At 55.5% G+C, this 24,042-nt stretch carries 25 protein-coding genes and 4 pseudogenes; 15 read left to right on the top strand and 14 right to left on the bottom strand.

Going from position 1 to position 24,042, the window contains the following annotated elements; translation table 11 throughout:
- Positions 1 to 67 precede the first annotated feature (67 nt).
- Positions 68 to 952 carry a DNA/RNA non-specific endonuclease gene (locus HUE57_RS01550; protein WP_078483694.1) on the bottom strand — a complete coding sequence of 295 codons (885 nt, stop codon included), beginning with the start codon at positions 950 to 952 and terminating at the stop codon, positions 68 to 70.
- 114 nt (positions 953 to 1,066) lie between these two features.
- Between HUE57_RS01550 and HUE57_RS01545 the strand changes: the two genes are divergently transcribed.
- Positions 1,067 to 2,164, top strand: a complete 1,098-nt coding sequence (locus HUE57_RS01545; protein ID WP_174672581.1) for a class I SAM-dependent RNA methyltransferase — start codon at positions 1,067 to 1,069, stop codon at positions 2,162 to 2,164.
- A 172-nt stretch (positions 2,165 to 2,336) separates the two neighbouring features.
- Here the strand turns inward: HUE57_RS01545 and HUE57_RS01540 are convergent, their stop codons facing one another.
- The 4 genes from HUE57_RS01540 to HUE57_RS01525 form a co-directional block, all read right to left on the bottom strand.
- Positions 2,337 to 2,678, bottom strand: coding sequence for a hypothetical protein (locus HUE57_RS01540; RefSeq protein ID WP_174672580.1), 342 nt, complete (start codon positions 2,676 to 2,678; stop codon positions 2,337 to 2,339).
- Positions 2,639 to 2,830: a hypothetical protein gene (locus tag HUE57_RS01535; RefSeq protein ID WP_174672579.1), complete on the bottom strand. Its 192-nt coding sequence runs from the start codon at positions 2,828 to 2,830 to the stop codon at positions 2,639 to 2,641. Before HUE57_RS01535 ends, HUE57_RS01540 begins: the two co-directional genes overlap by 40 nt.
- Positions 2,827 to 3,144, bottom strand: a complete 318-nt coding sequence (locus HUE57_RS01530; protein ID WP_174672578.1) for a LysE family transporter — start codon at positions 3,142 to 3,144, stop codon at positions 2,827 to 2,829. The genes HUE57_RS01535 and HUE57_RS01530 overlap by 4 nt, the downstream gene beginning before the upstream one ends.
- A 69-nt stretch (positions 3,145 to 3,213) precedes the next feature.
- Positions 3,214 to 3,657 carry a hypothetical protein gene (locus HUE57_RS01525; protein ID WP_174672577.1) on the bottom strand — a complete coding sequence of 148 codons (444 nt, stop codon included), beginning with the start codon at positions 3,655 to 3,657 and terminating at the stop codon, positions 3,214 to 3,216.
- A 39-nt stretch (positions 3,658 to 3,696) separates the two neighbouring features.
- Here HUE57_RS01525 and HUE57_RS01520 point away from each other — a divergent pair, with 39 nt between their 5' ends.
- A complete protein-coding gene (locus tag HUE57_RS01520) occupies positions 3,697 to 5,193 on the top strand; it encodes an inverse autotransporter beta domain-containing protein (RefSeq protein WP_272902004.1) in 1,497 nt (498 codons plus the stop codon).
- 24 nt (positions 5,194 to 5,217) lie between these two features.
- Here the strand turns inward: HUE57_RS01520 and HUE57_RS01515 are convergent, their stop codons facing one another.
- On the bottom strand, positions 5,218 to 5,361 hold the full coding sequence (locus HUE57_RS01515) for a hypothetical protein (protein WP_174672575.1): 144 nt from the start codon (positions 5,359 to 5,361) through the stop codon (positions 5,218 to 5,220).
- Positions 5,362 to 5,947: 586 nt separating this feature from the next.
- Here HUE57_RS01515 and HUE57_RS01510 point away from each other — a divergent pair.
- A complete protein-coding gene (locus HUE57_RS01510; RefSeq protein ID WP_174672574.1) occupies positions 5,948 to 7,960 on the top strand; it encodes a hypothetical protein in 2,013 nt (670 codons plus the stop codon).
- 83 nt (positions 7,961 to 8,043) lie between these two features.
- Positions 8,044 to 9,447, top strand: a complete 1,404-nt coding sequence (locus tag HUE57_RS01505; RefSeq protein ID WP_078483691.1) for a tetratricopeptide repeat protein — start codon at positions 8,044 to 8,046, stop codon at positions 9,445 to 9,447.
- A gap of 87 nt (positions 9,448 to 9,534) precedes the next feature.
- On the opposite strand, the gene HUE57_RS01500 is transcribed toward HUE57_RS01505, so the two are convergent.
- Positions 9,535 to 9,930 (bottom strand): VOC family protein, encoded by a 396-nt coding sequence (locus HUE57_RS01500; protein WP_078483690.1) that lies wholly within the window; start codon positions 9,928 to 9,930, stop codon positions 9,535 to 9,537.
- Between the two features lie 68 nt (positions 9,931 to 9,998).
- Complete coding sequence (locus tag HUE57_RS01495) at positions 9,999 to 10,214, bottom strand: YgaP family membrane protein (protein WP_078483689.1); 216 nt, start codon at positions 10,212 to 10,214, stop codon at positions 9,999 to 10,001.
- A 119-nt stretch (positions 10,215 to 10,333) separates the two neighbouring features.
- Between HUE57_RS01495 and HUE57_RS01490 the strand changes: the two genes are divergently transcribed.
- The 3 genes and pseudogenes from HUE57_RS01490 (at position 10,334) to HUE57_RS01480 (ending at position 11,989) form a co-directional block, all read left to right on the top strand.
- Positions 10,334 to 10,855 carry a hypothetical protein gene (locus HUE57_RS01490; protein WP_078483688.1) on the top strand — a complete coding sequence of 174 codons (522 nt, stop codon included), beginning with the start codon at positions 10,334 to 10,336 and terminating at the stop codon, positions 10,853 to 10,855.
- Positions 10,800 to 11,271, top strand: a pseudogene (locus tag HUE57_RS01485) (DUF2452 domain-containing protein). Before HUE57_RS01490 ends, HUE57_RS01485 begins: the two are co-directional and overlap by 56 nt.
- 70 nt (positions 11,272 to 11,341) lie before the next feature.
- Positions 11,342 to 11,989: a thiopurine S-methyltransferase gene (locus tag HUE57_RS01480; RefSeq protein ID WP_078483149.1), complete on the top strand. Its 648-nt coding sequence runs from the start codon at positions 11,342 to 11,344 to the stop codon at positions 11,987 to 11,989.
- Between the two features lie 50 nt (positions 11,990 to 12,039).
- On the opposite strand, the gene HUE57_RS01475 is transcribed toward HUE57_RS01480, so the two are convergent.
- Together HUE57_RS01475 and HUE57_RS19475 are read right to left on the bottom strand one after the other, a co-directional pair.
- Positions 12,040 to 12,450: a hypothetical protein gene (locus tag HUE57_RS01475; RefSeq protein ID WP_078483148.1), complete on the bottom strand. Its 411-nt coding sequence runs from the start codon at positions 12,448 to 12,450 to the stop codon at positions 12,040 to 12,042.
- 133 nt (positions 12,451 to 12,583) lie between these two features.
- Positions 12,584 to 12,706 carry a hypothetical protein gene (locus tag HUE57_RS19475; protein ID WP_269087635.1) on the bottom strand — a complete coding sequence of 41 codons (123 nt, stop codon included), beginning with the start codon at positions 12,704 to 12,706 and terminating at the stop codon, positions 12,584 to 12,586.
- Between the two features lie 301 nt (positions 12,707 to 13,007).
- Here HUE57_RS19475 and msrA point away from each other — a divergent pair.
- Both msrA and HUE57_RS01465 read left to right on the top strand, forming a co-directional pair.
- Positions 13,008 to 13,639, top strand: a pseudogene (gene msrA / locus HUE57_RS01470) (peptide-methionine (S)-S-oxide reductase MsrA).
- Positions 13,640 to 13,688: 49 nt separating this feature from the next.
- The gene (locus tag HUE57_RS01465) at positions 13,689 to 14,579 is read left to right on the top strand and encodes a DMT family transporter (protein WP_078483147.1); all 891 of its coding nucleotides are present in this window, start codon (positions 13,689 to 13,691) and stop codon (positions 14,577 to 14,579) included.
- A 61-nt stretch (positions 14,580 to 14,640) separates the two neighbouring features.
- Here the strand turns inward: HUE57_RS01465 and HUE57_RS01460 are convergent, their stop codons facing one another.
- Entirely contained in the window at positions 14,641 to 16,245 is a 1,605-nt protein-coding gene (locus tag HUE57_RS01460; protein ID WP_078483146.1) for a methyl-accepting chemotaxis protein, read from the bottom strand.
- A gap of 336 nt (positions 16,246 to 16,581) precedes the next feature.
- On the opposite strand from HUE57_RS01460, the gene HUE57_RS01455 reads away from it, so the two are divergent.
- The 5 genes and pseudogenes from HUE57_RS01455 to HUE57_RS01440 form a co-directional block, all read left to right on the top strand.
- Positions 16,582 to 17,001 (top strand): rubrerythrin family protein, encoded by a 420-nt coding sequence (locus HUE57_RS01455; protein WP_078483145.1) that lies wholly within the window; start codon positions 16,582 to 16,584, stop codon positions 16,999 to 17,001.
- 67 nt (positions 17,002 to 17,068) lie between these two features.
- The gene (locus HUE57_RS01450) at positions 17,069 to 18,409 is read left to right on the top strand and encodes a heterodisulfide reductase-related iron-sulfur binding cluster (RefSeq protein ID WP_078483144.1); all 1,341 of its coding nucleotides are present in this window, start codon (positions 17,069 to 17,071) and stop codon (positions 18,407 to 18,409) included.
- Positions 18,410 to 18,425: 16 nt separating this feature from the next.
- Positions 18,426 to 18,683: pseudogene (locus tag HUE57_RS18800) on the top strand (DUF3501 family protein); the annotation flags it as partial.
- 16 nt (positions 18,684 to 18,699) lie between these two features.
- Positions 18,700 to 18,894: a hypothetical protein gene (locus tag HUE57_RS18795; protein ID WP_236860658.1), complete on the top strand. Its 195-nt coding sequence runs from the start codon at positions 18,700 to 18,702 to the stop codon at positions 18,892 to 18,894.
- A 60-nt stretch (positions 18,895 to 18,954) separates the two neighbouring features.
- Positions 18,955 to 19,215: pseudogene (locus HUE57_RS01440) on the top strand (DUF3501 family protein); the annotation flags it as partial.
- A 98-nt stretch (positions 19,216 to 19,313) separates the two neighbouring features.
- Here the strand turns inward: HUE57_RS01440 and rdgC are convergent.
- Positions 19,314 to 20,225: a recombination-associated protein RdgC gene (rdgC, locus tag HUE57_RS01435; protein ID WP_174672572.1), complete on the bottom strand. Its 912-nt coding sequence runs from the start codon at positions 20,223 to 20,225 to the stop codon at positions 19,314 to 19,316.
- Positions 20,226 to 20,239: 14 nt separating this feature from the next.
- Here rdgC and HUE57_RS01430 point away from each other — a divergent pair, with 14 nt between their 5' ends.
- On the top strand, positions 20,240 to 21,376 hold the full coding sequence (locus tag HUE57_RS01430; protein ID WP_135622088.1) for an NAD(P)/FAD-dependent oxidoreductase: 1,137 nt from the start codon (positions 20,240 to 20,242) through the stop codon (positions 21,374 to 21,376).
- Positions 21,377 to 21,414: 38 nt separating this feature from the next.
- Here HUE57_RS01430 and HUE57_RS01425 read toward each other — a convergent pair whose 3' ends face one another.
- Both HUE57_RS01425 and HUE57_RS01420 read right to left on the bottom strand, forming a co-directional pair.
- Positions 21,415 to 22,662 carry a diguanylate cyclase gene (locus HUE57_RS01425; protein ID WP_078483138.1) on the bottom strand — a complete coding sequence of 416 codons (1,248 nt, stop codon included), beginning with the start codon at positions 22,660 to 22,662 and terminating at the stop codon, positions 21,415 to 21,417.
- 184 nt (positions 22,663 to 22,846) lie between these two features.
- Positions 22,847 to 23,749 carry a hypothetical protein gene (locus HUE57_RS01420; protein WP_078483137.1) on the bottom strand — a complete coding sequence of 301 codons (903 nt, stop codon included), beginning with the start codon at positions 23,747 to 23,749 and terminating at the stop codon, positions 22,847 to 22,849.
- Positions 23,750 to 24,042: the final 293 nt, after the last annotated feature.

The raw sequence follows: 24,042 nt of genomic DNA, 5'->3' as shown, positions 1-24,042 counted from the left end.
ATGTTTGGAACGGAAGTGTACGTGCTTGCCCTTGAGTAACAAGGGATAGAAACAGTGATTTAATAAATCAGTAACGTCCGGGGCGATTGGCGACCTCCTTCAATCGCCAAGAACTGCCCCCTTGTTTTGCCTCAAGCTGCTGCTCCTGCTGGTCGTCGAGAATATGGAAGAAGTCGAGTCCGGTGCGTTGTTCAACCTCATCGACAGAGACGACAAAGCGATCGAGGGCTTCTGTGCCTTTAACGCCTTGCGGGATGATGAAGGCGAGCAGTTGAGGTGCATCACCCGTCTTTTTAGGCGGAGCGGCGTAGAGCTTGTAAAAGGCGTCGGGAATCTCGACTCGCATCGCGCTCTTCATACGCTCAATCTTGCCGTCGAAGATCGGTCCTGTGGTGACCCAGAGGCTACCGAAGCGTCGAGCAAATACATCGACCTCGATCTCCTCAAGGCGTTGCCACAGCTTCTGGTTTAGCTTCGGCCGTTGCGGAGTGATGTTACTCATTAAAAAGGTATCGAGCTGTGCGCCACGCCCATAGAGACGGGAGATGGCGTAGTTGGGGGCGAGGTGGCCGCGATCAAAGCCGCTGCCGCGATAGTCGTCGTGCCCAACCATTGTCAGGGTGCGCCAGTCGCGCTTGAAGCGCTGCGGGCGCTTGAGACGTTTGGCATCTTTAGCCACGGGGGTGAGTTTGTAGCTGACCCAGAGCGGGTTGCTGCGCAGGTCTGAATAGCCGAGCAGAAAACCGTCATTACGCAGGGTGCGGCTCCAGGTGGCGGGATGGAGTGTAGTTGCCTGTGGGGTACCGAGATAACTCAGCTGAGGGCGCAGGTAGTAAAGCTCGGCGGCGTACCAGCCGAGTAGCAGCAGGACAGCGAGTAGCGCCAGCTGCGGGTGGCGACGCAACATTGGCCAGAGGCGAGGCAGTAGATGCAGGTTTCGTAACGGATTCATGCTTTTTATTAGTCGTTTTGGAGCGGCAATTATAACGACCGGATCGGTTCTGTGAATGTCGAACAGCTTGCCCCGGTAGAATGGCCGCCCATGAGTCGAAGTGAAGAGATGAGTTTGAGAGCAGGGTGCGTCGCGCAGTGTCGTGGTTGTGCCCATCGTCTGATGAGTGCTGAGCAGAGTGAGGAGCAGAAGACGGAGTGGCTGCAGTCGAGACTGAATCCGTGGGCTGAGACCTTCCAATCCCTGCGAGCCGTCGAGGGTGAGGCGCGTTGGCACTACCGTGACCGGGTAGTGCTGGCTGCCGAGTGGAGTGAGGTGCAGGGGTGGCGTTTTGGCATGGTGGTGCGTGATGAGCTGCTGCCGCTGCAGGAGTGCCCAATCCACTCTGAACGAGTAGCGCGCATGCTCGCGCTGCTGCGCGAGATCCTGCCGTCGGGCGGGCGCAGCTTTCCACTCGCCTACTACGCGCAGTCGGGCGGACAGGCGACCTTGATCGTGAAGATGGCTGAGCCGCCGGCAACAAAGTGGCTCACCGAGGAGGCCAAGGTTCGGTTGGCGGAGACGGGTATTGAGGGGTTATGGCTGCACGCCTTCCCCTCGGCAGGACGGCGGCTTTTTTCCAAACACGGCTGGCGGCTGCTATGGGGTAGCGAACACTCGTATGACCCGCAGGGGCTGCGCTACGGTCCGACCGCCTTTCAGCAGCTGATACCGGCGCTCTACATTGCCGCGCAGGATCAGGCGCAGCAGTTTCTAGCACCGGATGCCGGGAGCTCGGTGGTCGACCTCTACTGCGGCAATGGCGCAACCCTGCGCCGTTGGTGCGAGGCCGGTGCCGAGACGATCGGTGTTGAGCTGGGTGGCGATGCACTGGCGTGTGCCAGGGAGAACGCGTCAGGGGCCGAGCTGCTGCGCGGAACCTGCGAGACGCGCTTGCCGCAGCTGCGCCAGTGGCTGGGGCGGGTAGCGCCGGAGCGTACGTGCCTGCTCTATACCAACCCACCACGAACCGGCATGGAGGAGGCTGTGTGTCGTTGGGTGGCCGATGAGCTGATGCCGACACGTATCGCCTACCTCTCCTGCAGCGCCGGTACCCTGCGCCGCGATCTCGACCGACTGTTCGAGGCGGGCTACCGGGTGGTCGCAATCACCCCCTACGACTTCTTCCCCCAGACCTACCACGTTGAGACGCTGGTGCTGCTAGAGCGTTAAGCCGTTTCCGCCTCTGGCCGCTTTGCGTTGAAGCCGTTCCAGCGTCTCGATGAGAGCGCGGTACTGGCCCATCTCGAGCTGAGCTGAAACTGCTTTGCAGGTTGAAACGATCAGCTCAGAGTCGTGCCGAGCCGTAACGCCATCAGTAGATAGACAACGGCTGCGATCCCGTTCAGCACCTTCTGTGCACGGAGGGACTGTTGAAGCCGTGCCTCAATTTTCCCGTTATCTGTACTACTGAGCCGAATGCCAGCAGGGCGGCGACGATAAAGATCGCGCCCAGCAGCAACATCTGCAGCTCGGCACTACCGCTGACCGCCATGGAGAGCGAAGTGAGGGCGGTTAGTCCCCGATAGTCGACGCCGTCTGCATATTCGTAGTTGAGAGTGCGAGCGGACGACGAAGAAGATGCAGCAGCGGCTTTATGTCGGCGTAGAGTCACTGAGGGAGTTGTGTAGAGCCGCGAAGAGGTGATTACGCAACGTACGCAGGACGGTCGGGGCGCCGCAGGCATAAACGGTCGCGTGAAGTTTTGCTGTTTGCTTGGGCTTGAATGCCCAAAACAAACTTTCGCAAAAATAGCGACTCCCCGGCCGCCTTCGGATCGATAAACTGCGGCAGCAGTGCGAGGAAGAGGATCGAGACCTTCGGATTGGTAATGTTCATGATGATGCCGCGTCGGTAGAGCGTGGGAAATGGCAGGAAGATGGGTGCTCTGCGCCAATATGTCGAATAGAGGCGTGGATCGCTCGCCAGGCGAGATAGAGCAGATAGAGCAGATAGAGCAGATAGAGTGCACCACCGAGTTGCAGCAGGGTAAAGGCGAACGGATTGGTCTTGAGCGGCACCGCTACTGCGAGGGTGACGGCTGCAGTGTGCAGCAGCAGCCCGCTGCAGTGAACCAGTGTGACGACAACGTCGGCACGAGCACCGTAGAAAGCCGACTGGGTCAGTACAAAGATGTTATCAGCACCGGGCACGATGCTGAGTAGTGGGGCGGCCGTAAAAAAGACCAGTAATGGTGTTGGCCGTGAGCATGCTTCACTATTTTAGTAACGGGTGATGCCATCAGGGGGGGTGACGGGTCCGATATTAGGCTGATATTTATTGTTATGCCTGACATCTGCTGACGTCTTGAAAAGTGTGATGGCAATCACGTATTTGCTGGAGTATATCCGCGCGTTTTTGATAAAAAAATCTACCGTGAAACCAATTTCCCGCATGGGTTTAAAAACACAGGATGTCATCCATGAGCAAGAAGAGCCGGTCATCATCGCCAGTAGTCGTTCGCTGACCGCCATGGAGAGCGAAGTGAGGGCGGTTAGTCCCCGATAGTCGACGCCGTCTGTATATTCGTAGTTGAGAGCGCGAGCGAACGACGGAGAAGATGCAGCAGCGGCTTTATGTCGGCGTAGAGTCACTGAGGGAGTTGTGTAGAGCAGCGAAGAGGTGATTACGCAACGTACGCAGGACGGTCGAGGCGCCGCAGGCATAAACGGTCGCGTGAAGTTTTGCTGTTTGCTTGGGCTTGGATGCCCAAAACAAACTTTCGCAAAAATAGCGACTCCCGGAAAGTGCTTCCCAGAAAGTCTGTCATTGCAACCGCAGTTGCTACGGCCATTGTTACCAATAGCATGACCAACATCGCGCGTGCCGAGGATTTTCAGGCCAATGTTGAGGTCTTTCTGAGCCCGGGTGATCCTCGCCATCGTGGTGGTATCGCGGCGATGGTGCCGTTTAGAAAAAACAATGATTCGATGAGCTTTGTCGATGGCCGCTTCTGGCTCGATGACAATACCGCCTCCGAGTACAACCTTGCCTTCGGCCATCGCTGGTTTAACAGCAATCGTAGCTCCATCTTCGGTCTCTTCGGTGCATTCGATCATCGCAAGAGCAGCACCGATCGTGACCACAATCAGCTGACCGCCGGTGCGGAGATGCTGATGGATGACTGGGAGCTGCGCGGTAACTACTACTACCCACTCTCAGATCGATACCTGGTTGGTGTCGGTGGCACCAACGGCTCCTTCTCCGGTAACAAGCTCTACGCCAACGGTATCTTTGAAGAGGCACTCGAGGGGCTCGATATTGAAGCGGGACGCTCCTTTGCACTGCATGGTATCGGTCTGGATGAGAACTGGATCCACATCGGTGGTTACCACTTCGAGGGAGACGCGGCGGGTGATGTCGATGGTGTGTCGCTTCGCCTTACCTCCTTTCTGCGTAAAAACCTCTCGATCGGTCTCGCTGCGCAGGATGATGACCTGTTCGGTTCCGAGATCCGTGGTGAGATCCGTTACTCCTTTGGCAGGGCGTCTGGTGGCGGCAAGCGCACCCTCTCCGAGCGCATGATGCAGCTGGTCCATCGTGATATCGATGTTAAGACCACTGCTGGCGTTCCGGATCACCTCAGAACTGATCTGAATAGTACGGTTGACGTCTCCCCTGGAGCAGGGGTTATCCACATCGACAGCTCCTCGGAAGAGTCGACCGAAGATGGCAGCTACGAGTACCCCTACAAGACCATCGCCAACTGTAAGGCGGGTGACTGCGGTACCACCGACAATGCGATGATCTATGTGCATGAGGGCGACAGCGATGATGACGCTAGCGCCTACGATACCGGCGCTGGCTGGACCCTGCGCGACGGCCAGATGCTGATCGGTGAAGGTTTTGATCTCTACGGTATCGGCGGTGACGGCGACTACCGGAGATCACCACGACAGACGGTAATGATCTCACTCTGGTCACCCTCGCAGACGGTAACGAGGTTGCCGGTATCGAATTCAACAACGATAACGCCGCTCCTTACGGTGCAAGCGGTTACGGTATTACCGCTATCTACGCGGAGGATGTCGGTACGTTCAACATCCACGACAACCGCTTCCTCGATTTCAACATGGAGGGCGGTGAAGGAAACGTCTACGGTTCTGCGATCAGCATTGCACGCCTCTCGGGCGGCACCACCACCGGTACGATCAGCAACAACGAACGCTGACCGCCATGGAGAGCGAAGTGAGGGCGGTTAGTCCCCGATAGTCGACGCCGTCTGCCTATTCGTAGTTGAGAGCGCGAGCGGACGACGAAGAAGATGCAGCAGCGGCTTTATGTCGGCGTAGAGTCACTGAGGGAGTTGTGTAGAGCCGCGAAGAGGTGATTACGCAACGTACGCAGGACGGTCGGGGCGCCGAAGGCATAAACGGTCGCGTTAAGTTTTGCTGTTTGCTTGGGCTTGGATGCCCAAAACAAACTTTCGCAAAAATAGCGACTCCCCGGTTCTTCGAGGTTGCAAATCCGATCTACATCCTGAGTGATGATGCCAGCGAGGTACTCAGAACGTCACTATCTCGAATAACCGTTTCATGGATTTCAAACGGGCGATCATTGCCTATAACACTGCAGATGATTACGGTAGTGTGACCCAGAATTTCAGATAACCGATAACAGCTTTGTCAGTGAAGAATCAGGCGATGCAGCGATCTTTGCTGAAAACAGGTCCAATGCATACGGTGGTTACCGAGGCGGAAGTGCTATCAGGACTTCACCCTGACGGGTAATATCCTGACCACCGAGGGTGACGGTATCTACGCCTACAACTACGCCTATGCCGAGGGCGACTATGGTGCGTTTGCTGATCAGGAGTTCACCATCGCCGATAACGACTTCCTGGCCGTTGATGATGATACCGGACGTTTCTACAACTACGCCTTCGGTTATGACAACACCAACGCCTCGAAGGCGACTGCAAATCAGACTATCGATATCAACGATCTTGAGCTGAACATGACCGATGGTAGTGGCGCGGCGTTCTACGCCTACAACTACGCCTATACCAACGGCGCGGATGGCAGTGTCGCGAACGCCACCTCCGATCTCTCTGTGGTCGATTCAAACTTCCATGAGATGCAGAGCTCGGGCGCCTTCTATATCTATAACATTGCCAGGGATGAGAACAGTGCCGATGGCGGTACGCCGACTGCGACCCAGACCATCGAATTCAATAACTTCTATCTCGGTATCGCCCAGGAAGATTTGGCATATGTCTACAATTACGCCTACGGTGAAGATGCGCTCGCTTTACAGATGGTCGATATGGCCGATGTCGAGTTTGTCTATGTCTACGATGAAGTGGTAACACTCTCTAACCATGCGGTTGACGCCACTGCTACCCAGCTAGTTACCATTGATCAGCTCCGTGGTTACACGTCTGACTACGACATCGTTCGCGGTTACAACTACGCCCACAGCTACGATGCCGATACGCTGGCCACCCAGTCAATCGATGCCACCGGTCTTGAAGAGCACTATGTCGAGAATGATGAGGGTGCAATCTTCTACAACTACTCCTATGCACATGGGGATAACAGTGCGACTGCAACCTCGACCAATACGTTGGAAGATATCTATCTGATCACCGAGGATGATGTCCTCGATTTCTACAACTACGCCTGGACCGGTGATTACGGCAGTGGAACATCAACGGCCACCCAGACCAATATCGTCACCGATGGCTACCTGAATAATACCGATTCGAGTGATATCGGCATTATGGCAACAAACCAGGGTAGCTCTGGTTACGGTAGTGGTAATGTCTTTGCGACACAGAACAACACCTTCAATGACGTTGATATCTATAATGAGGGTGCCGCAGTAGTTTATCTGTATAACTATGCCGGTGTGGGTTATGGCGCGACAGGTAATGTCACCTCGACCCAGACTAATGTCGGTAATGACCTGTTGATCCGCAGTGAGGATAATGACGGCCTCTACCTCTATAACTGGGCGCGTGATAACGCCTATGGTGCTGGGGGTGATGCCACGGCAACGATGAACTCCACCTTCGATAATCTCGATATTGTTACCGAGGAGGAGAGTGTCTACATCTACAACCGTGCTGAGGGTGATAATGCTTACGGTTCGATGAGTTTCGATATCAGTAATGTCGAGGCGACCACCGATGAAGAGGCACTCATCATCCGCAATACTGCCTCCTATGGTGGAACGGCGAACATGAGCGATAGCACCATTGAGGGCTTCGTCTCACACGGTTCTGAGTACGAAGGGATCTATATCTACAACTCGACCGATGATGGCGGTTATGGCGGTTATGGCGGTTATGGCGGTTATGGCAGTTATGGCTCTGGATCAGGCTCCATGGCAACGATGGATATCGATTTGACCAATATCACTGTCACCGGCGCAGGTGATCAGGAGATCTATATTGTAAATGCTTCAACGAATCCCGATACCGCATACGGTAGCACTGCAGACCAGACCGTCACCCTGACCAATGTCGAATTGGCGGGCGCTCACGATGAAGGACTCTACATCTACAACAATGCGTACGGTGGTGGTGTGGCGCTACAGGATGTTTCTGCTGATGGCCTGATCAGTCGCCATAACGCCGAGGAGGGTGTCTACATCTACAACAGAGTGGAGAGCGAGGGTGCGTACGGAAATCTTGGTACCTATGGTGCGCAGACAGTGACGCTTGAAAATACGCTGATCACCGATAACGCGGGTGGTGGTCTTGCTGGACACGCCTACGGTTACGGTAGCCTGGCAAATGCCGAGCAGACGATTAACCTGACCGATGGTGAGATCATCTTCAATGGTGCACCGGGCGGCGCCTACTTCTCGAATATCACCTATGATGGTTCTACCTCGACCCAGACAGTCGATCTGACCGACACGAACATCGAAGATAACTACGACGATGTGGTGCTCGACGAGAGTAGTGATACCGAGCAGACGGTGACCCTGCCTGACGGTACGATTGTCACAAATGTACCGTAGCCGAAGCGCTATTCGTTGATCGACCAAAGAGTGCCTCCGGCTTTGCCGGGGGCCTTTTTTTATCTAGGGAAGAAACCACAGACATGTCTAAAACCCGTGTGAACGTAACGGATCTCTTCAATGAGGCCAAGGCGCTCTTCGATAAGGAGGCCTATCAGGAGGCGGTGCAGAAGTTTATTACCGTCTCCTTTGCCCAGCCGAGCAACTGGCACGCCTACGCCCTGCTCGGGGCCTGTTTCGAGAATATGGGCTATCGTGATGCGGCGATCGTCTCAATGCAGCGCGCCTCGATTATTCTGCCCAAACATCCGCAGATCTGGCTGAATCTTGCGCGACTACTCTCCTCGAGCGGCAGAGCCGAAGAGGCGGTGGAGGCGTTCGAAAAGGTCGTGGAGCTGCAGCCCGGTCACCTCGAGGCGCACCACCAGGCGGGCATGATGCTGCGCGGTATGAACCGTAATGAGGAGTCGCTCGGCCACTTTGACCATGTGGTTGCTGGAACGGCTAAGAGCGATAAGGAGAAGGAGTACCAAGTCGTGGCGGAGTGGGTGCGCTCACTTGATCGATTGACCATGGGCGACTATCAGGCGGCGTGGAAAGATTATGAGACCCGTTGGCGTCTGCCCGGAACCTTTGTACACCGCCTTGATGGTCCGGAGTGGAAGGGGGAGTCACTGGAAGGTAAGCGTATTGTGCTCACCTACGAGCAGCGTTTTGGCGATGTGATCAACTTTGTACGCTTTATTCCCCGGCTAAAGGCGTTGGGTGCCGAGGTGATTGTGCAATCGCCGCCTGAGCTGGCGCACCAACTGGCACATATGACCACCGAGGTGGAGATTGTCGATAAAGATGTCGAGCCACCACCGTTCGATTACTACGTTTTGGTCACCAGTGTGCCCGCCATTTTAAATCTCTCACTCGATGATGTGATGCAGGATGAGGTGCCCTACCTGCAGGTCGATGAGCGGGACAGGAAACCTGAGCTGCCGATGAGACGCGGCACCTGGCTCAAGGTGGGGTTGCTCTGGACCGGAAAACCCGACCCCAATCGTTCTATCCCGTTTGAGCACATGACACCTTTGCTGAGACACCCCGGTGTCTCCTTCTACAGTTTTCAGCTGGGCAAGAATTCAGCCGATCCGCACAAGCAAGGAATGAGCTGGCTGGTCAACGATCTCAGCCCTGAGATCAGCGATTTTTACGATTCCAGTCTGTTGCTAAAGGAGATGGATCTGTTTATTACCATCGATACCGCTGCGGCCCATCAGGCGGGCGCACTGGGTGTACCGGTATGGACGCTACTCATCTATGCCCCTGACTGGCGATGGATGAGAGATCGAGAAGATAGCCCCTGGTATCCATCAATGCGCTTCTTCAGGCAGACGCGTAAGAACTCCTGGAAGGAGGCGGCACGTAATCTCGATGTGGCATTTGAGCAGTGGGTCGAATCAAACCCTCCTCCTGTGGTTGTGAATAGCGGGGGATAGCGAGGTGGAGCAGCGCTAGAGTGTGCGGCTAGATGCACCAGGCTCGGGAGCCTGAACCTCTTTTACACTACATGTTTCTACTAGTGGCTACTTGTAGTGCTGCTTGAACTCCTCGCTCGGTTCGCGGGGTGAGTTGATATAGAGCAGGATTCCGTTAGGGTCGCGTACCGCAAAGCCGCGATCTCCCCAGGGGTGGTCCTCGATTGCCATCACGGCTTCCAGACCCGCCTGACTCAGGCGCTGGTGTTCGGCGTCGACATCCTCGACCTCAATGTTGTACATCAGGCCGCCGCCCGAAGAGAAGGGTTGTTGCGGCAGCATCGGCTTCATGAACTGCAGCGAATTCTGTCTGTCACCAAACTCAAGATTGAGGTACTGCCCGCTGTCGAAGGTGATCGTGGCATCGAAATATTTGGTGTAGAAGTCGCGACACTGATCGAGGTTTTTGGTGGTAAAGGCGGTTGAGATCGACTTGATGGACACGCTATAGCTCCTTGGGTGTATCAACCGCTGCAGAGAGGCACAGCAGTTGATTTGATGAGGGGCATAGTCTACTTCAAGCCGATCTTCTCTGCTGCCGATTTGGTGTTGACGCCGAGCAGTGAGTAGATCGGGCAGATGCCAAAGGCTCCTGTGATGACCATAATTACGCCGAGCCAGCCGACCGGGTGCTGAATAGCGATAAAGACGTTGGCGATCAACAGGACGCCTAGAACGACACGAACCGTACGATCGACCTTGCCGACATTGTTTGCGAGTAGATTCATCTCTCCGATCTCCTTGAGTGGCCTGTTTGGTATATCATTTAACGCTTATGTAGGTTAGTTGAGGTTGTCCGTCTGCGCAAAGTGGCCTCAAATCTGATGAGTGCTCTGGAGAGTCCCCAATGAAGCTCGATGTTGATACCGCACTGTGTAAGCGGGCACGCCTGCCGCATGAGCTTTTTATGCTTAATCTGGCGCTGTTTCATCTATTGATGACCCCGGCCTCGATTGCGCTCGATGTCGGTGTGTGGGGCTTGTTGCTGCCACTAAGCCTCTCTCTCTCAGTGATGCTCTATACCTGGTTGCGTAGCCGTGCTCTGGAACGGAGTGGTGAACCCTGGTTTCTGCGTCTGCATTGGCGATTGGCGCTAGGTCGTTACCGAATGTTGCTGATCGCCTACGGGGTGGCCCTGGGGCTGTTTGGTGTCGGCACACTGCTCTCGCTCGGTAGCAGTGATCCCCATATGCAGCAGATTCTGCAGACGGTCTTTATCCGCATCGCCATCATGCCGGTACTGATCATGGTGATGATCAACTTCTATCTTGAATCGAACGCGATCAACCAGGCATCAGGTGGTGAGCTGCCGGATGGGTTGGTTGCGCGCTATCCTGAGGCAAATCTCGAGGAGTCGGCCGTTGGATAAGGGGAAGTTGAAAAGGTTTGCCGGTGAGGCGCACAGCGGATCTGATCGTACGGCACCCTATCCGGTGAGTCGCATGGCGCCCGCTACCGAGCTGGTCGATATGGCCCGTGAGATCGCCGAGGCGGACAAACAGCTCGGCAATGTGACCCATGCGAAGCTGAAGGTGATTGCCGATCAGATGCAGACGCTGCAGCAGCAGGCGCGCCGGGTGCTGGAGCGTGCGCAACGTGATCAGCTACTGCACCGTGCACGCTGCAATTTTAGTCGCCAACCCGGCAAGCGCTACCACCTCTACCAGAAGGGGCGGTGAGCGTTACTTCTCGATGCTCTCGCCGCAGGAGTGGGGCGAGCCGCCGCACGCCTATCTGGGCAGCTATCGGTTGGAGAATGATATGAGCTGGACGGCGGTAGAATAGATCAAGGCGGATGAGTCGAGCGAAACGCTGCTCGAGCAACTGCTGGGCAACGAACATGAGGAGTCACACGATGGACAGTGAGTTTTGGAAAACACGCTGGCAGAACAACGAGATCGGCTTTCACCAGGATGAGGTCAATCTGCACCTCGAGCAGTACTGGGATCAGCTGGGTGTGGCTGAGGGTGGCACCATCTTCGTACCCCTCTGCGGCAAGAGTCGCGACATGCTCTGGTTGCGTTCGCAGGGCTACCGGGTGATCGGTGTGGAGCTCAGCGAGCTGGCGGTTGAGCAGTTTTTCAGCGAGAACGAAATCGCTGCTGAGCGTTCATCACAGGAGGGTTTTGAACGCTGGGAGAGTGACGGTCTGGTAGTGCTGTGTGGCGACTTCTTCGATCTGACGGCCAACGACCTAATCGATGTGGCGGCGATCTACGACCGCGCCTCGCTGGTGGCGCTGCCGGTGGAGATGCGAGAGCGGTACGCAACGCACCTGAAAGCTATTACACCGGACGGTGCGAAAAGCCTGCTGGTAACGCTCGACTATCCGCAGCAGGAGATGTCCGGTCCCCCCTTTGCGGTTGATGACGGTGAGGTGCGACGACTCTTTGCCGATAGCGAGATTGAGATGGTTCAGGAGATCGATGTGCTGGCGGAGAACCCGCAATTTGCCAAGCGTGGGGTAACCTCGATGGTGGAGCGGCTCTATCGTCTCTCATGAACTGATAAAAAAGCCCGGCCATGGCCGGGCTTTTTGTGGGCAGGTTGTAACTAGAGCTGATTGCCCTCGTTGACGTTGCTGTAGGTCTGCAGGTGTACGCCATTTTCCAGTATCTTGTGGTAGACGCCGTTACCCTCGTTGGTGATGGTGCCACAGATATTCTTCCCCTTTTTAACGCAGCAGTGCATGTCACCTTTGACCTTCCACGCGATCTCGACCGTCTCACCACTCTTCTTGCCAGAGAGGTAGTGGACTAGGCAGGCTCCCTTGGGAGAGGCGTAGTTCTTGAAGCACGAGCCGCTGTTGTGATTGACGCCGTCAAAGGTTTTGTCGGTGAAGAGTGTCTTGATCTCATCTCCGCTCAGCGAATCCCCTGCCTGTGCCTGTGCCTGCAGCGGCAGTAGCAACACGAGTGCGAGTGGTGTGATGAGGAAGGTAAGTAGTTTACGTCTGATTTCCATTTGATCATTCTTCAATTTCATTTTTGATTGTTATTGGTAACCAGCTGCATCAAAACCACAGCATGGCGTTGCCATTCTATCTCTGGCAAAGGGGCTTTCTATGGGAGGTTAGGCTGGTTGCTGAGGCGAAAATTCAGGTAATAACCTTGCGTAGTTTTGCCTCGAAGAGTTTGTAGGCTTCACGGCAGCGGGCATCATCGAGCTCAGGGAAGCTGGCGATCTCACCGATCGGCGTTCCCTCGATCCAGGCGATCAACTCGTCGGGTGTCAGGTAGTAGAGTGCGCAGCTGTGATCGAACTCGATGGTGAGCCAGACGCCGCCCCGCTCAAGCGCCAGCTGTGCATCGTTGATGCTCTCCTCAGAGCGATGGAGACGCTCAACGGTTGCTGCTTGTTACTGTATCTGGCCATTGCAAAGGTCTCAGTAGTTGCGGCAGGGCTAAGAGAAAGATAGCCGGTAATTCTTCAGTGTGAGTAACCCCGCACTATTAAGGTTGATAAGCCGGTTGGGGCGTGCACACTGGTGCTAATGAGAATATAGCTGTGGAGTGAGCGCTATGTACAAAAGATTGGGTGACAAGCAGGTGATGGTTGGCGAGGATCAGGCGCTGCCGGGGCGTGCAGAGGCGATGGCGATCGAACCGAACCATTTCGTTAACGGTAATCGGATTGTTCCCCCCTTCCCGGAGGGCTGTGAGCGGGCGATCTTCGGTATGGGCTGTTTCTGGGGGCGGAGCGTGGCTTCTGGCTGCTCGAGGGGGTCTACGCCACTGCGGTCGGTTATGCGGCGGGTTACACCCCCAACCCCACCTATGAGGAGGTCTGCAGCGGCAAGAGCGGTCACAACGAGGTGGTGCTGGTGGTCTACGATCCTGTGCAGATTAGTTATGAGAGGCTGCTGGAGACGTTCTGGTCCTCACATAACCCAACCCAGGGGATGCGCCAGGGTAACGATATCGGTACCCAGTACCGCTCCGGCATCTACTATTTTACCGATCCCCAGCGCGAGGCGGCGCTCGTCTCGAAGCTGCACTACCAGCACGCCTTGAGTGAGAAGGGGGTGGGTGAGATCAGCACCGAGATTATCGATGCCCCACACTTCTACTACGCGGAGGGTTACCACCAGCAGTATCTGGCCAAGAATCCAGGCGGTTACTGCGGTCTCGGCGGGACCGGCGTCCCCTACTGACCAGGGGTGGTTAACACTATGCGAACGCCCAGCGTTAATAGGTCTTAGCATGCGCTATCGACAGAATCTGCTGCTCGGGGCGCTGCTGATCGTCGCCTCGGAGCTGATGTTCGCCACCATGGCGGCCTCGGTGAAAGCGCTCTCGGTAGGGCTACCCAACGAGATGGTGGTCTTCATGCGTAATGCGATGGGGCTTCTGGTGCTGTTGCCTTTGCTGCTTCGCTATCGTGGCCAGAGCCTCAAGACCGATATCTGGCATCTTCACCTGCTGCGCTCACTGTTGGGATTGGGAGCGATGTACTGCTTCTTCTATGCGCTCGCCCATCTGCCGCTGGCTGAGGGTATGTTGCTGAAGATGACCTCCCCCCTCTTCATGCCGCTAATCGCCTGGTGGTGGCTGCGTGAGAGTGGCTCGCGCTACGCCTTTATTGCACTGCCGATCGGTTTTGCCGGGGTGATCCTGATTCTCCGCCCGGAAGGTGAATTCAGCGCCGTGGCACTGGTCGGGCTGTTGGGTGGTCTGCTGGCGGCATTGGCAAAGGTGACGGTACGGCGGCTGGGACGCAGTGAACCCTCATTCCGTATCGTCTTCTACTTCACCTTGATAGCCACGCTGGTTTCGGCATTTCCAGCGACCGCCGTCTGGCGCACGCCCGATGTCGATGAGTGGCGTCTGCTGCTGTTGATGGGGGTGGTCGGTACTCTGGGGCAGTTGCTGCTGACACGAGGTTATGCGGTGGCGGAGGCGGCCTGTATCGCTCCCTTCACCTACTTTTCTGTCGCCTTTGGTGCGCTCTACGGTTACCTCTTTTGGGGTGAGCTACTCGATCTGCCGTTTATAGTCGGTGCGACGTTGATTGTTGTGGCGGGACTGCTGGTGCTGCGCCGGCGTGGTGGCACTCGATGTGGGGGTACAACCGAGCCGGTTACAGAGAGTTGATCGAAACGGAGACATAAAAAAACGGGCTGTGAGGCCCGTTTTGTGGTGGTAAGGGAAAGAATCAGGTTCTCAGGCGGTTAACCAGTGTCTCCAGTTGGTCCATCTGCTCGTTGATCACGCCGGTGGCACTCACCGTCTCCTGCGCAGTCTGGGTGGTACGGTCGGCAACGGCCGCAATATTGGTAATGCGCTGATCCATCTCCTCAGCCACCTTGCTCTGCTCATCGGCGGCGGTGGCAATGTGGGTATTCATCTCGGTGATGGTTGAGACCGAGGTCACAATAGAGTCGAGGGCTCCACCCGCCTCGGCGGTCTGAGTCACGCTCAACTGCGCCTGCTCCTGGCTCTGTGACATCACACTGACCGCAGAGCGTGCCTGTCCCTGCAGACGTTCAATGATATTGCGAATCTCTTCGGTCGACTGCTGGGTACGCTGAGCCAGAGTGCGAACCTCGTCGGCGACCACGGCAAAACCACGACCCTGCTCACCCGCTCGCGCCGCCTCGATGGCCGCGTTGAGTGCCAGCAGGTTGGTCTGCTCGGCAATGCCCTTGATTACCTCAAGCACCTGCCCGACCTCGAGGCTATCGGCCTCCAGTTTCGACATGACACCAGAGGCCTCTTCTATCTGGTTGGCAAGGTTGCTGATGCTATCCATGGTGCGTGATACGACGTTGCGCCCGTTCTGCGCCTCGCTGTTACTCGTAGTGGCTGCTTCAGTCGCCTGGGTAGTGTTGCGTGCGACCTCCTGTACGGTGGCCGCCATCTCGTTCATCGCCGTGGCGACCTGCTCGATATCGGAGTGCTGTTGGCGCACACCGCTTTCAGTTTCGTTGAGCATGGTCATCACGTTTGAGGTGCCCTCACCGACCTCATGGGCAATGCGATTCACGCCGCCGACGATCTCACCCACCTGCTCCAGCATGGTGTTATAGGCATCGAAGATGTGGCCGATCTCATTTTCGTGGTCGATAACGGTAAGGCGCTGGGTGAAGTCCCCCTGACTGACGGCGCGGATCTTGTTACGTAGATCGTCGATCTGATGCATCAGCCACGACATGCCGTACATACGACCGAGTATTACCAGAAGCAAAATACCAAAGGTCATGGCCATCGCCAGCCGCTGCTGTGACTGGACCGAGGCGTTAGATTCGGCGGCCATCATGCCGACCGCCTTGTTCATCTCTTTTAATACCACCGGTGACTGTTTGTGGATCGCATTCAGAGCGGTATCCGTCGGATTGTTGCTGTAGGAGAGGATATGAACCTTGTACTTACCCCAGAGCTGCTCGACGTGTTTGAGCTGATCGATGATCGGCTTTGCTTTTACGGCGTCGATCTTCTGTTTCTTATCACCCTGTAGCAGGGCGTTGTGGGAGGATTCGAACAGCGCGATGGTCTTCTCGACCGCCTGTAGTGATTCAACCTTCTGTGCAGCGAGCATCGCCTCTTTGGCGACCTTCTGACTCAGCATGCGCTGGCGACCGGCAACGTTGATAGAGGTCGCGTCGGAACCGAGGCTGAAGTAGAGCGAGGCGGCTCCAACAGAGGCGAAGGCGAATATCAACATGTAGGAGAAGAGGAACTGGGCATCGAGGGTTTTCAGCCCCAGCAGCTTTAGAATCTTCTGAATTAGGTTGGCGATGTTTCGTTGCATCTCGCGCATGTTCAACTCCTGGTTCTTCTGCGGCCCATGGTCCGCACTTCATAAATTTACTGAATTCGATCTTTTGGTGATGGCCAGAAATTGTCGCTGGTTCAGAAATTAGCGGCCAAATCTACTATCTCTGAAGCAGCATAGGATAAAACGCCACGATGGTGCGCTGGAAATTTGGGTAGATGGTCAGTAATCCCTACCCATTTGTGGTTATTTATGAGAATCAATATAAAAAACAGATCAGCGATATAGGAATTTGCCAATGTACAGATCCAGAGCGCAGGTCTACATTTCTTCTGCCGCGGTAATTTTTGTACGGAATGAGACGTAGCGAGGTGACGCACCATGGAACTGAAAGGCAGCAGTACTGAACAGAATCTAAAAGATGCATTTGCCGGCGAATCACAGGCCAATCGCCGCTACCTCTACTTCGCCGGAAAGGCGGACATCGAGGGATATAACGATGTGGCAGCTCTGTTTCGTTCCACCGCAGAGGGTGAGACGGGACATGCACATGGCCATCTCGAATATCTGGAGCAGAGTGGTGATCCCGCCACTGGCATGCCCTTTGGCGGAACGGCCGATAACCTCAAGAGCGCCGTCGCTGGTGAGACCCATGAATACACCGATATGTATCCAGGTATGGCAAAGCAGGCCCGTGAAGAGGGTTTTGAGGAGATTGCCGACTGGTTTGAAACGCTGGCCAAGGCGGAGCGCTCTCATGCCAACCGATATCAGAAGGCGATCAATGAGTTGGATACGTAACTGAGATTAGCCTGTCTTTCATGGCGGGCATATTTGTAATGCACTAATGATTTGGTTAACAGGGAGCATGATCGTGACCGCAAAGAGAGAGGGAAACCTTGAACCGCCGACACGCCATCCGGTCGACTGGAAAGGGCCACTTTTCTATGAAGAGACCGATCTGTTCGATGAGCTGGAGCGCGTTTTCGATCACTGCCACGGTTGTCGTCGCTGTGTCAGTCTCTGCAATGCCTTTCCCACGCTCTTCGATCTGGTTGATGAGTCGCCGACACTGGAGGTCGATGGGGTCGAGAAGTCCGATTTCTGGCAGGTGGTCGATCACTGCTATCTCTGCGACCTCTGCTTCATGAGCAAATGTCCCTACACCCCGCCGCACCCCTGGGGTATCGATTTCCCCCATCTGATGCTGCGTGCCAAGGCGGTGAGGTATAAAAAGGGTGAGATTAAAACTCGCGATAAAATTCTCACTAGCACCGATGCGGTCGGTGCTTTGGCAGGGATTCCGATTATCTCTGGTGTTGTTAATAGCACCAATCGACTGAAGCCTGCACGCAAGCTACTCGAGACGGTGCTGGGAGTACATGCCGAGGCCCGTCTGCCCGAATTCTTCTCGAAAACAGCACGTAAGCGGCTGGCGAGGCTACACAGCAGCGATAGTAACGGAGATGCTGCAGGACCCACACAGGGGCGGGTGGTGCTCTTTACCACCTGTTATGGCAATCGCAACGAACCGATCGTCAATGAGGACCTCACCGTAGTATTCGAACACAACAAGATTCCGGTTACGCTGGCACATCGAGAGCGGTGCTGCGGCATGCCGAAGATGGAATTGGGCGATCTGGAGTCGGTGCGGCGTGCCAAGGAGGCCAATATCCCAGTGCTGCTAGAGATGATCGAAGCGGGCTGGGATATCGTCGCCCCCATCCCCTCCTGTGTATTGATGTTCAAACAAGAGCTACCGCTGATATTCCCCGAGGATGCCGATGTAAAGCGGGTCAGTGAAGCGATCTTCGATCCCTTCGAATATCTGATACATCGCCATAGGGTGGGCAAACTCAATACGGAGTTCAAACAGCCACTCGGTCAGGTTGCCTATCACGCCGCCTGTCATCAGCGGGTGCAGAATGTGGGTTCCAAGACACGTGAGGTTTTGTCACTGATCCCCGACACAGAGGTGACAGCGATTGAGCGCTGCTCGGGCCACGACGGGACCTATGCAGTGAAGCGCGAGTTTCATCAGACAGCGATGAAAATCGGGCGTCCTGTGGTGGCTGCCGTTAAACATGCCAAGGCCGATTACTACGGCAGTGACTGCCCGATGGCGGGCCACCATATTGAGCACGGCATGGATGATGGCAGCGAGACGCAGCACCCGATGAGTCTGCTGCGCAAGGCCTACGCCATCTAATGGTTGAGAGCGATCAATGAGCCCGCTGACACGCACTGATCTGCTCAGCCTGGAGCAGTATGCCGAGCAGCGTAACGAATTTCGTGCCCGGGTGATGGAGCACAAAAAGAGCCGTCGTGTGGCCATTGGGGAGCATGCAACGCTCTACTTTGAGGATGCGCTGACGATGCAGTATCAGGTCCAGGAGATGCTGCGTATTGAGCGAATATTTGAGGTCGACGCTATTCAGGATGAATTGGAGGTTTATAACCCGCTGATCCCTGCCGGGGAGTCGCTATTTTTGCGAAAGTTTGTTTTGGGCATCAAAGCCCAAGCAAACAGCAAAACTTCACGCGACCGTTTATGCCTGCGGCGCCCGACCGTCCTGCGTACGTTGCGTAATCACCTCTTCGCGGCTCTACACAACTCCCTCAGTGACTCTACGCCGACATAAAGCCGCTGCTGCATCTTCTCCGTCGTTCGCTCGCGCTCTCAACTACGAATAGGCAGACGGCGTCGACTATCGGGGACTAACCGCCCTCACTTCGCTCTCCATGGCGGTCAGCGACGGTAGTAATTGGAAGGCGAGCTTCATGCTTGAGTATGAAGATGAGGCAGAGCGTCGGCGCGCACTGACACAGCTGCTCGGGGTGGAACGATCACTCTATATGCAGGTGGAGGGGTTTGATCGAGTCTATCCTGTCGCCAATGAGGATCTTGGTCGAGAGACGGAGGATAAGACTGCTGCGGTCCACTTCGTTCGTTTTGAGCTGAGCGCTGAGATGGTGGCGGCGACGAAGCAGGGGATCGATCACTGCAGGCATTGATCACCCCAACTACTGTGCCACTGCCCAGCTAGGCGATGCGGCGCGCAAAGCCCTGGTTATTGATTTGAATGGCTGATGAAAGCGGTGTTGGCTGAGCACTAATCGTTGTTTATCAGTCCGCCAAACGCCTTCATTAGCGCTGGGATGAAGCGATTCAGCTCCAGCGCCATGATCGAGAAATCGGTATCGAAGCGGGTGGCGTAGTCGTCGATATCCTCCAGCTGCGCCTCCTCCTCGACGATGTCGAGAAACTTCAATCGTTTGACCGCCAGCTCCTCGGTGAGGATGCAGCTGAGGCGCTCATTCCACTCAACAGCCAATTTGACCGCCATACGACCGTTGTTGAGATGGGTCTGTACCTCATCGCCGGTCAGGTCGAGTTTGCGGCAGCGTACCACGCCGCCATCTTCACCCGGTTCGCGTAGTTCGCACTCATCACCCAACTCGAATGGGAGTTCAGCGCCTCCCTGCTGTAGCCAACGGGTGGTGACTACGGCGGGAGATTGCTGGGTCGCAGCCGGTACTACCGGCAGTGAACCGACCGACTTGCGCAGTAACACCAGCAGCTCCTCTGCCCGTTTTGGCGAGGAGGCATCGACGATCAGCCAATCACCCTTGGCATCGATATAGGCGTAGGTCTGGCTCGAACGGGTAAAGGCCTGGTTGATCATGTCGTGCATGATCTCGTCGCGCATCGCACGTTTCTCCTTGGCGCGTACCTTGCGACCTTCGCTCTCCTCAATCGCAATGACCTTCTCTTCGGTCAGGTCGCGCACCACCGCAGCTGGAATCACCTTCTCCTCTTTGCGGGCACAGATCATTAGATTGCTGTTAGTGGCGTGGATCAGTTGACTGCCGTGGCGACCGAGCGGCTCGACCCAGCCGTAGCTGGTCAGCTCGTGACGACCACAGGGGTGAGCCGCATGTTGACTCAGCGCCTCATTGAGCGCCTCGGCGTTGAGTTCGAAGGGTTGGGAGAAGCGGTAGAGCAGCAGGTTCTTGAACCACATGGCGGTAGGTCGTCGTGTTGAAAAATGAGCGGGCATTATGGCCAATGGGCGATGTCATGACCAGCAACATCGGCTACGATCTATCGATGAATTTTGATCTGATCATCGTTGGCCAGGGACTCGCCGGTTCGCTGTTGGCCTGGCGACTGCTGCAGCGGGGAGTCTCTGTGTTGGTGGTCGACAATGGCCATCGAAACGCATCCTCTCGTGCTGCCGCGGGGCTGATCAATCCGGTCACAGGGATGCGGCTGGTGAAGACGAGGGGTGTTGAGCAGCTGCTGCCCGCAGCACTCGACTGTTACGCTGAGCTGGAGCAGCAGTTTGGTGTGAAGCTCTACCATGCCAAACCGATGTTGCGCCTGTTTGCGAGTGAGCGTGAGGTCGAGGCGTGGCAGAAGCGCTATGCCGATCCCGACTACGCATCCTGGCTCGGCGAGCGGCTCACGTCAGCTGAGCTGCCAGCGGGGATTAAGGGTCCACTGGGGGGGTATATTCAGCCACAGAGTGGCTATCTTGATACCAACCTGTTGATGTGCACGTTACGCCACTGGCTACAACAGCAGGGTGCATGGCTTGAGTCGGAGATCGACTATGCTGAGATTGAGCCTCATACTGATGGCGTCTGCTGGCGTGATGTTTCTGCGCAGCGGCTGGTTTTCTGTGAGGGGTATCGGGTGATGGATAACCCCTGGTTCGGTTGGCTGCCACTACAGCCCGCCAAGGGTGAGATTTTAACGCTCAAGCCTGATCGACAACCGTTCGAGCTGATGGTTAACGCTGGCAAGTGGTTGATACCGCTTCACGATGGCAACTGGCGTCTGGGGGCTAGCTACGATCGGGAGCACTTCGATGAGGAGACGTCCGAGGAGGAGCGCGAGCGGCTACTGGCGTCGTTGAATGAGTTGCTTATCGATCCCCATGAGCTTGAGTTGATCAGCCACCGTGCCGGTGTGCGCTCAGGGACTCGCGATAAGATGCCGCTAATGGGTGTCCACCCAGAGCAGTCGCCGCTCTTCAGTTTTAACGGTTTTGGCTCCAAGGGTTCACTGTTGATTCCCTGGCATGGCGAACGAATGGCTGACTATCTGCTTGAAGGCCGGCCTTTGCCTGATACGGTTGATATCGCTCGCTACCAGACACTGTGCCACTGAGCAGTATGCAACTGGAGTGAGCTGAGTCTCGTAGATGGTTACCCGCCTATCACCTGATTGCGACCCGTCTCCTTGGCGCGGTAGAGATACTCATCGGCGACTTTGATCATTGCATCGATATTATCGGAGAGGCTCTCGGTAACGCCGACGCTAATGGTGAAATTGACGGGGCCGGCTTCGGTCTCAACGGTGGTCTGTTCAATGAGTGTGCGGAACGCCTCGAGTTGGTTCTCTGCATCGCCCAGCTCACTACCATCAAAGAGGATACAGAACTCCTCACCACCGAAGCGGGCCACCAGCTGATCCACACCAAACTGTTCATCAAGCAGTTCGGACATTCGTTTTAGTACGACATCACCGGCATCGTGGCCGAAACCGTCGTTGATCTTCTTGAAGTGGTCGATATCGACCATGGCGATTGAGAGAGGCGTGCCGTTATTCACCGCATCATGATAGCTCTCACGTCCCATCTCGAAGAAGTAACGACGATTGAAGAGGCGGGTCAGATAGTCGCGGTTGGCGGCATCTTTGATCGTATCGACATTCTCGATCGCCTCCATGTTCTGCATCACCCGGCAGTAAAACTCCTCGTGAGAGAAGGGCTTGGAAAGAAAGTCATTAGCACCATTTTTGATAAATTTGGCGGAAAGGGTGGGTGAGCCCTGACCGGAGAGCCCGATAATAGCCATCGCGTCTTTATCGAACTCCTTGCGAATGGTGGTGGTCAGTTCGAAACCGTCCATTACCGGCATGTTGTAGTCGGTGATCACCAGGCGGGTGTTGGGGTTGGCGTGCAGGGTAACCAGCGCCTGCTTGCCATCGGAGGCCTCGACCACATTGAAGTTGTGCTGGCGTAGCAGTGACTTAACAAAGCCACGTGCAGTCCTCGAATCATCAACCACCATCGCCGTGATGCGGCGGTTACGATCGAGGCGGCCGATCAGACGCATCACATAGTCATAGGAGTAACGACTCTCTTTGACCACATAGTCGACCACGTTCTTTTTCAGAATCTCTTCACGTTTGTTCTCGTCGAAGGTGGCGGTGAGAACAATCGCTGGAATGTTCTTTGCCAATACATGGTCAATCACCTCGCCACGGGGTGCATCGGGCAGGGTTAGATCGAGTATGGCGGCAAGGAAGTCGGTGTCACCGCCATCCATCAGTTCGATGGTATCGGCCATCGATTGGGTGACAACCGGTTCAAATCCAAGCTCCTTGCGCACCATATGGCTCAATACCTGAACCATCATCTTGCTGTCTTCTACGATTAAAATGCGTTCCATAGAGCTCACTTAAATGTTCTGCTGATAGTGATAACCGGGATGCGATGTACCGATACTAGTAGAGAACAGTATCACCGATGTGTGAGGAAATATAACGGTACGCACAGTGGTGATTTTTTGCGGTGCAGAAATGAGAGAGGGCCCTTGCGGGCCCTCTCAAACAACGGTATTCGGTGGTGTCTGATTAGTTGCCGGCAGCAACGGCCTCCAGCGCATCTTCGACGGCTCCGGGTGACTCCATGATATTCATGAAGCTGTTATCACCCATCATCTTAAGATCGGGGAAGTTCATCGCAATGCGGAACTTGGCCGAGAGGGCGTAGACCTTATTGCCCGAGACGACCAGCTCGTAGGGGAGGTGGGCACTGGAGCGAACACCCTTGAAGTCGATCTCGCTCATGATGTACTCATCGTCCTGGTAGGGTTTGCCGATCTTGTTGCCCTTCATAGCCACACCAAATACGGTCTCATCCTTGCCCGGAATGTCGACGCGGTAGACCTTGGTGATAGCGCTCTTGCCAGCAGCCAGACCCTTCTCTACAGCGGCCACGGCAGCTTTGTAGTTCTTGTGCTCAGCCAGCATGCTCGGATCATCGAAGTAGGGCATGCCAAACATGTAGTGGTACTTGCGCAGCTTCTTCGCCTTGAGGCCCTTTTTCGAACCGTAGACCTTCTTTGAACCGAGCGCCTTTTTCAGCGCAGTGCCGGTTGAGGTGAGCTCATCCTCCATGCGGTAGGCGTTAGACATGTAAATCGGGTTGGTATAGGCAACCTGCAGCTCACCGTTATGTTTGGTGACCGATACGCGCTGTACCGCGCCGTAGGCACCAAACTCAGACTGGGCAGCCGCTTTTTTCAGACCGCTGCTGGTGACAATGACGATGGTGGTGTCGGCATAGGGGGTGTAGTCGCCAACTACTTCAAAGCCGGCGCCTTTGAGCTTGCCCTTAACCTCGGCAACCTTGGTGGCCACATCGCCAGTGCCAGTCGAGGCGAGTACAAAGGGCTGTAGGCGTTCTGCAGCGTTTGCCGAAATGGCGATGGCAAGTCCAGCGATAGCCAGCAGTAGTTGTCGGAATAGTCTCATGATGTCCCTCCGGGTCATTCTTATTAGGTGTTGGTGAGTTGTTATGTTCTTTTCTGCAACGCAGCATACTCAGAAAGGCCGTTGCGGTATAGGTTTCTGATTAATATAAGTATTTGGTAATTAACTAACTTGGCTTGTCTGTTATTGGTGCGGTGGTGCGTCGCTCATGTGCGAATTGATGCAAAAGCGTGCGAATACGACCGATCATTTCTAGCAACACTCGGCTGTTGGCGTGGTCGGTGCTAGGATGGCGCAAAAATTGGCCGAAGAACGCAGCTGATACGCGGCTTCTG

The organism is Candidatus Reidiella endopervernicosa, from assembly GCF_013343005.1.
Taxonomy (GTDB): Bacteria; Pseudomonadota; Gammaproteobacteria.
This window is presented reverse-complemented; position numbering and strand designations above follow the sequence as displayed.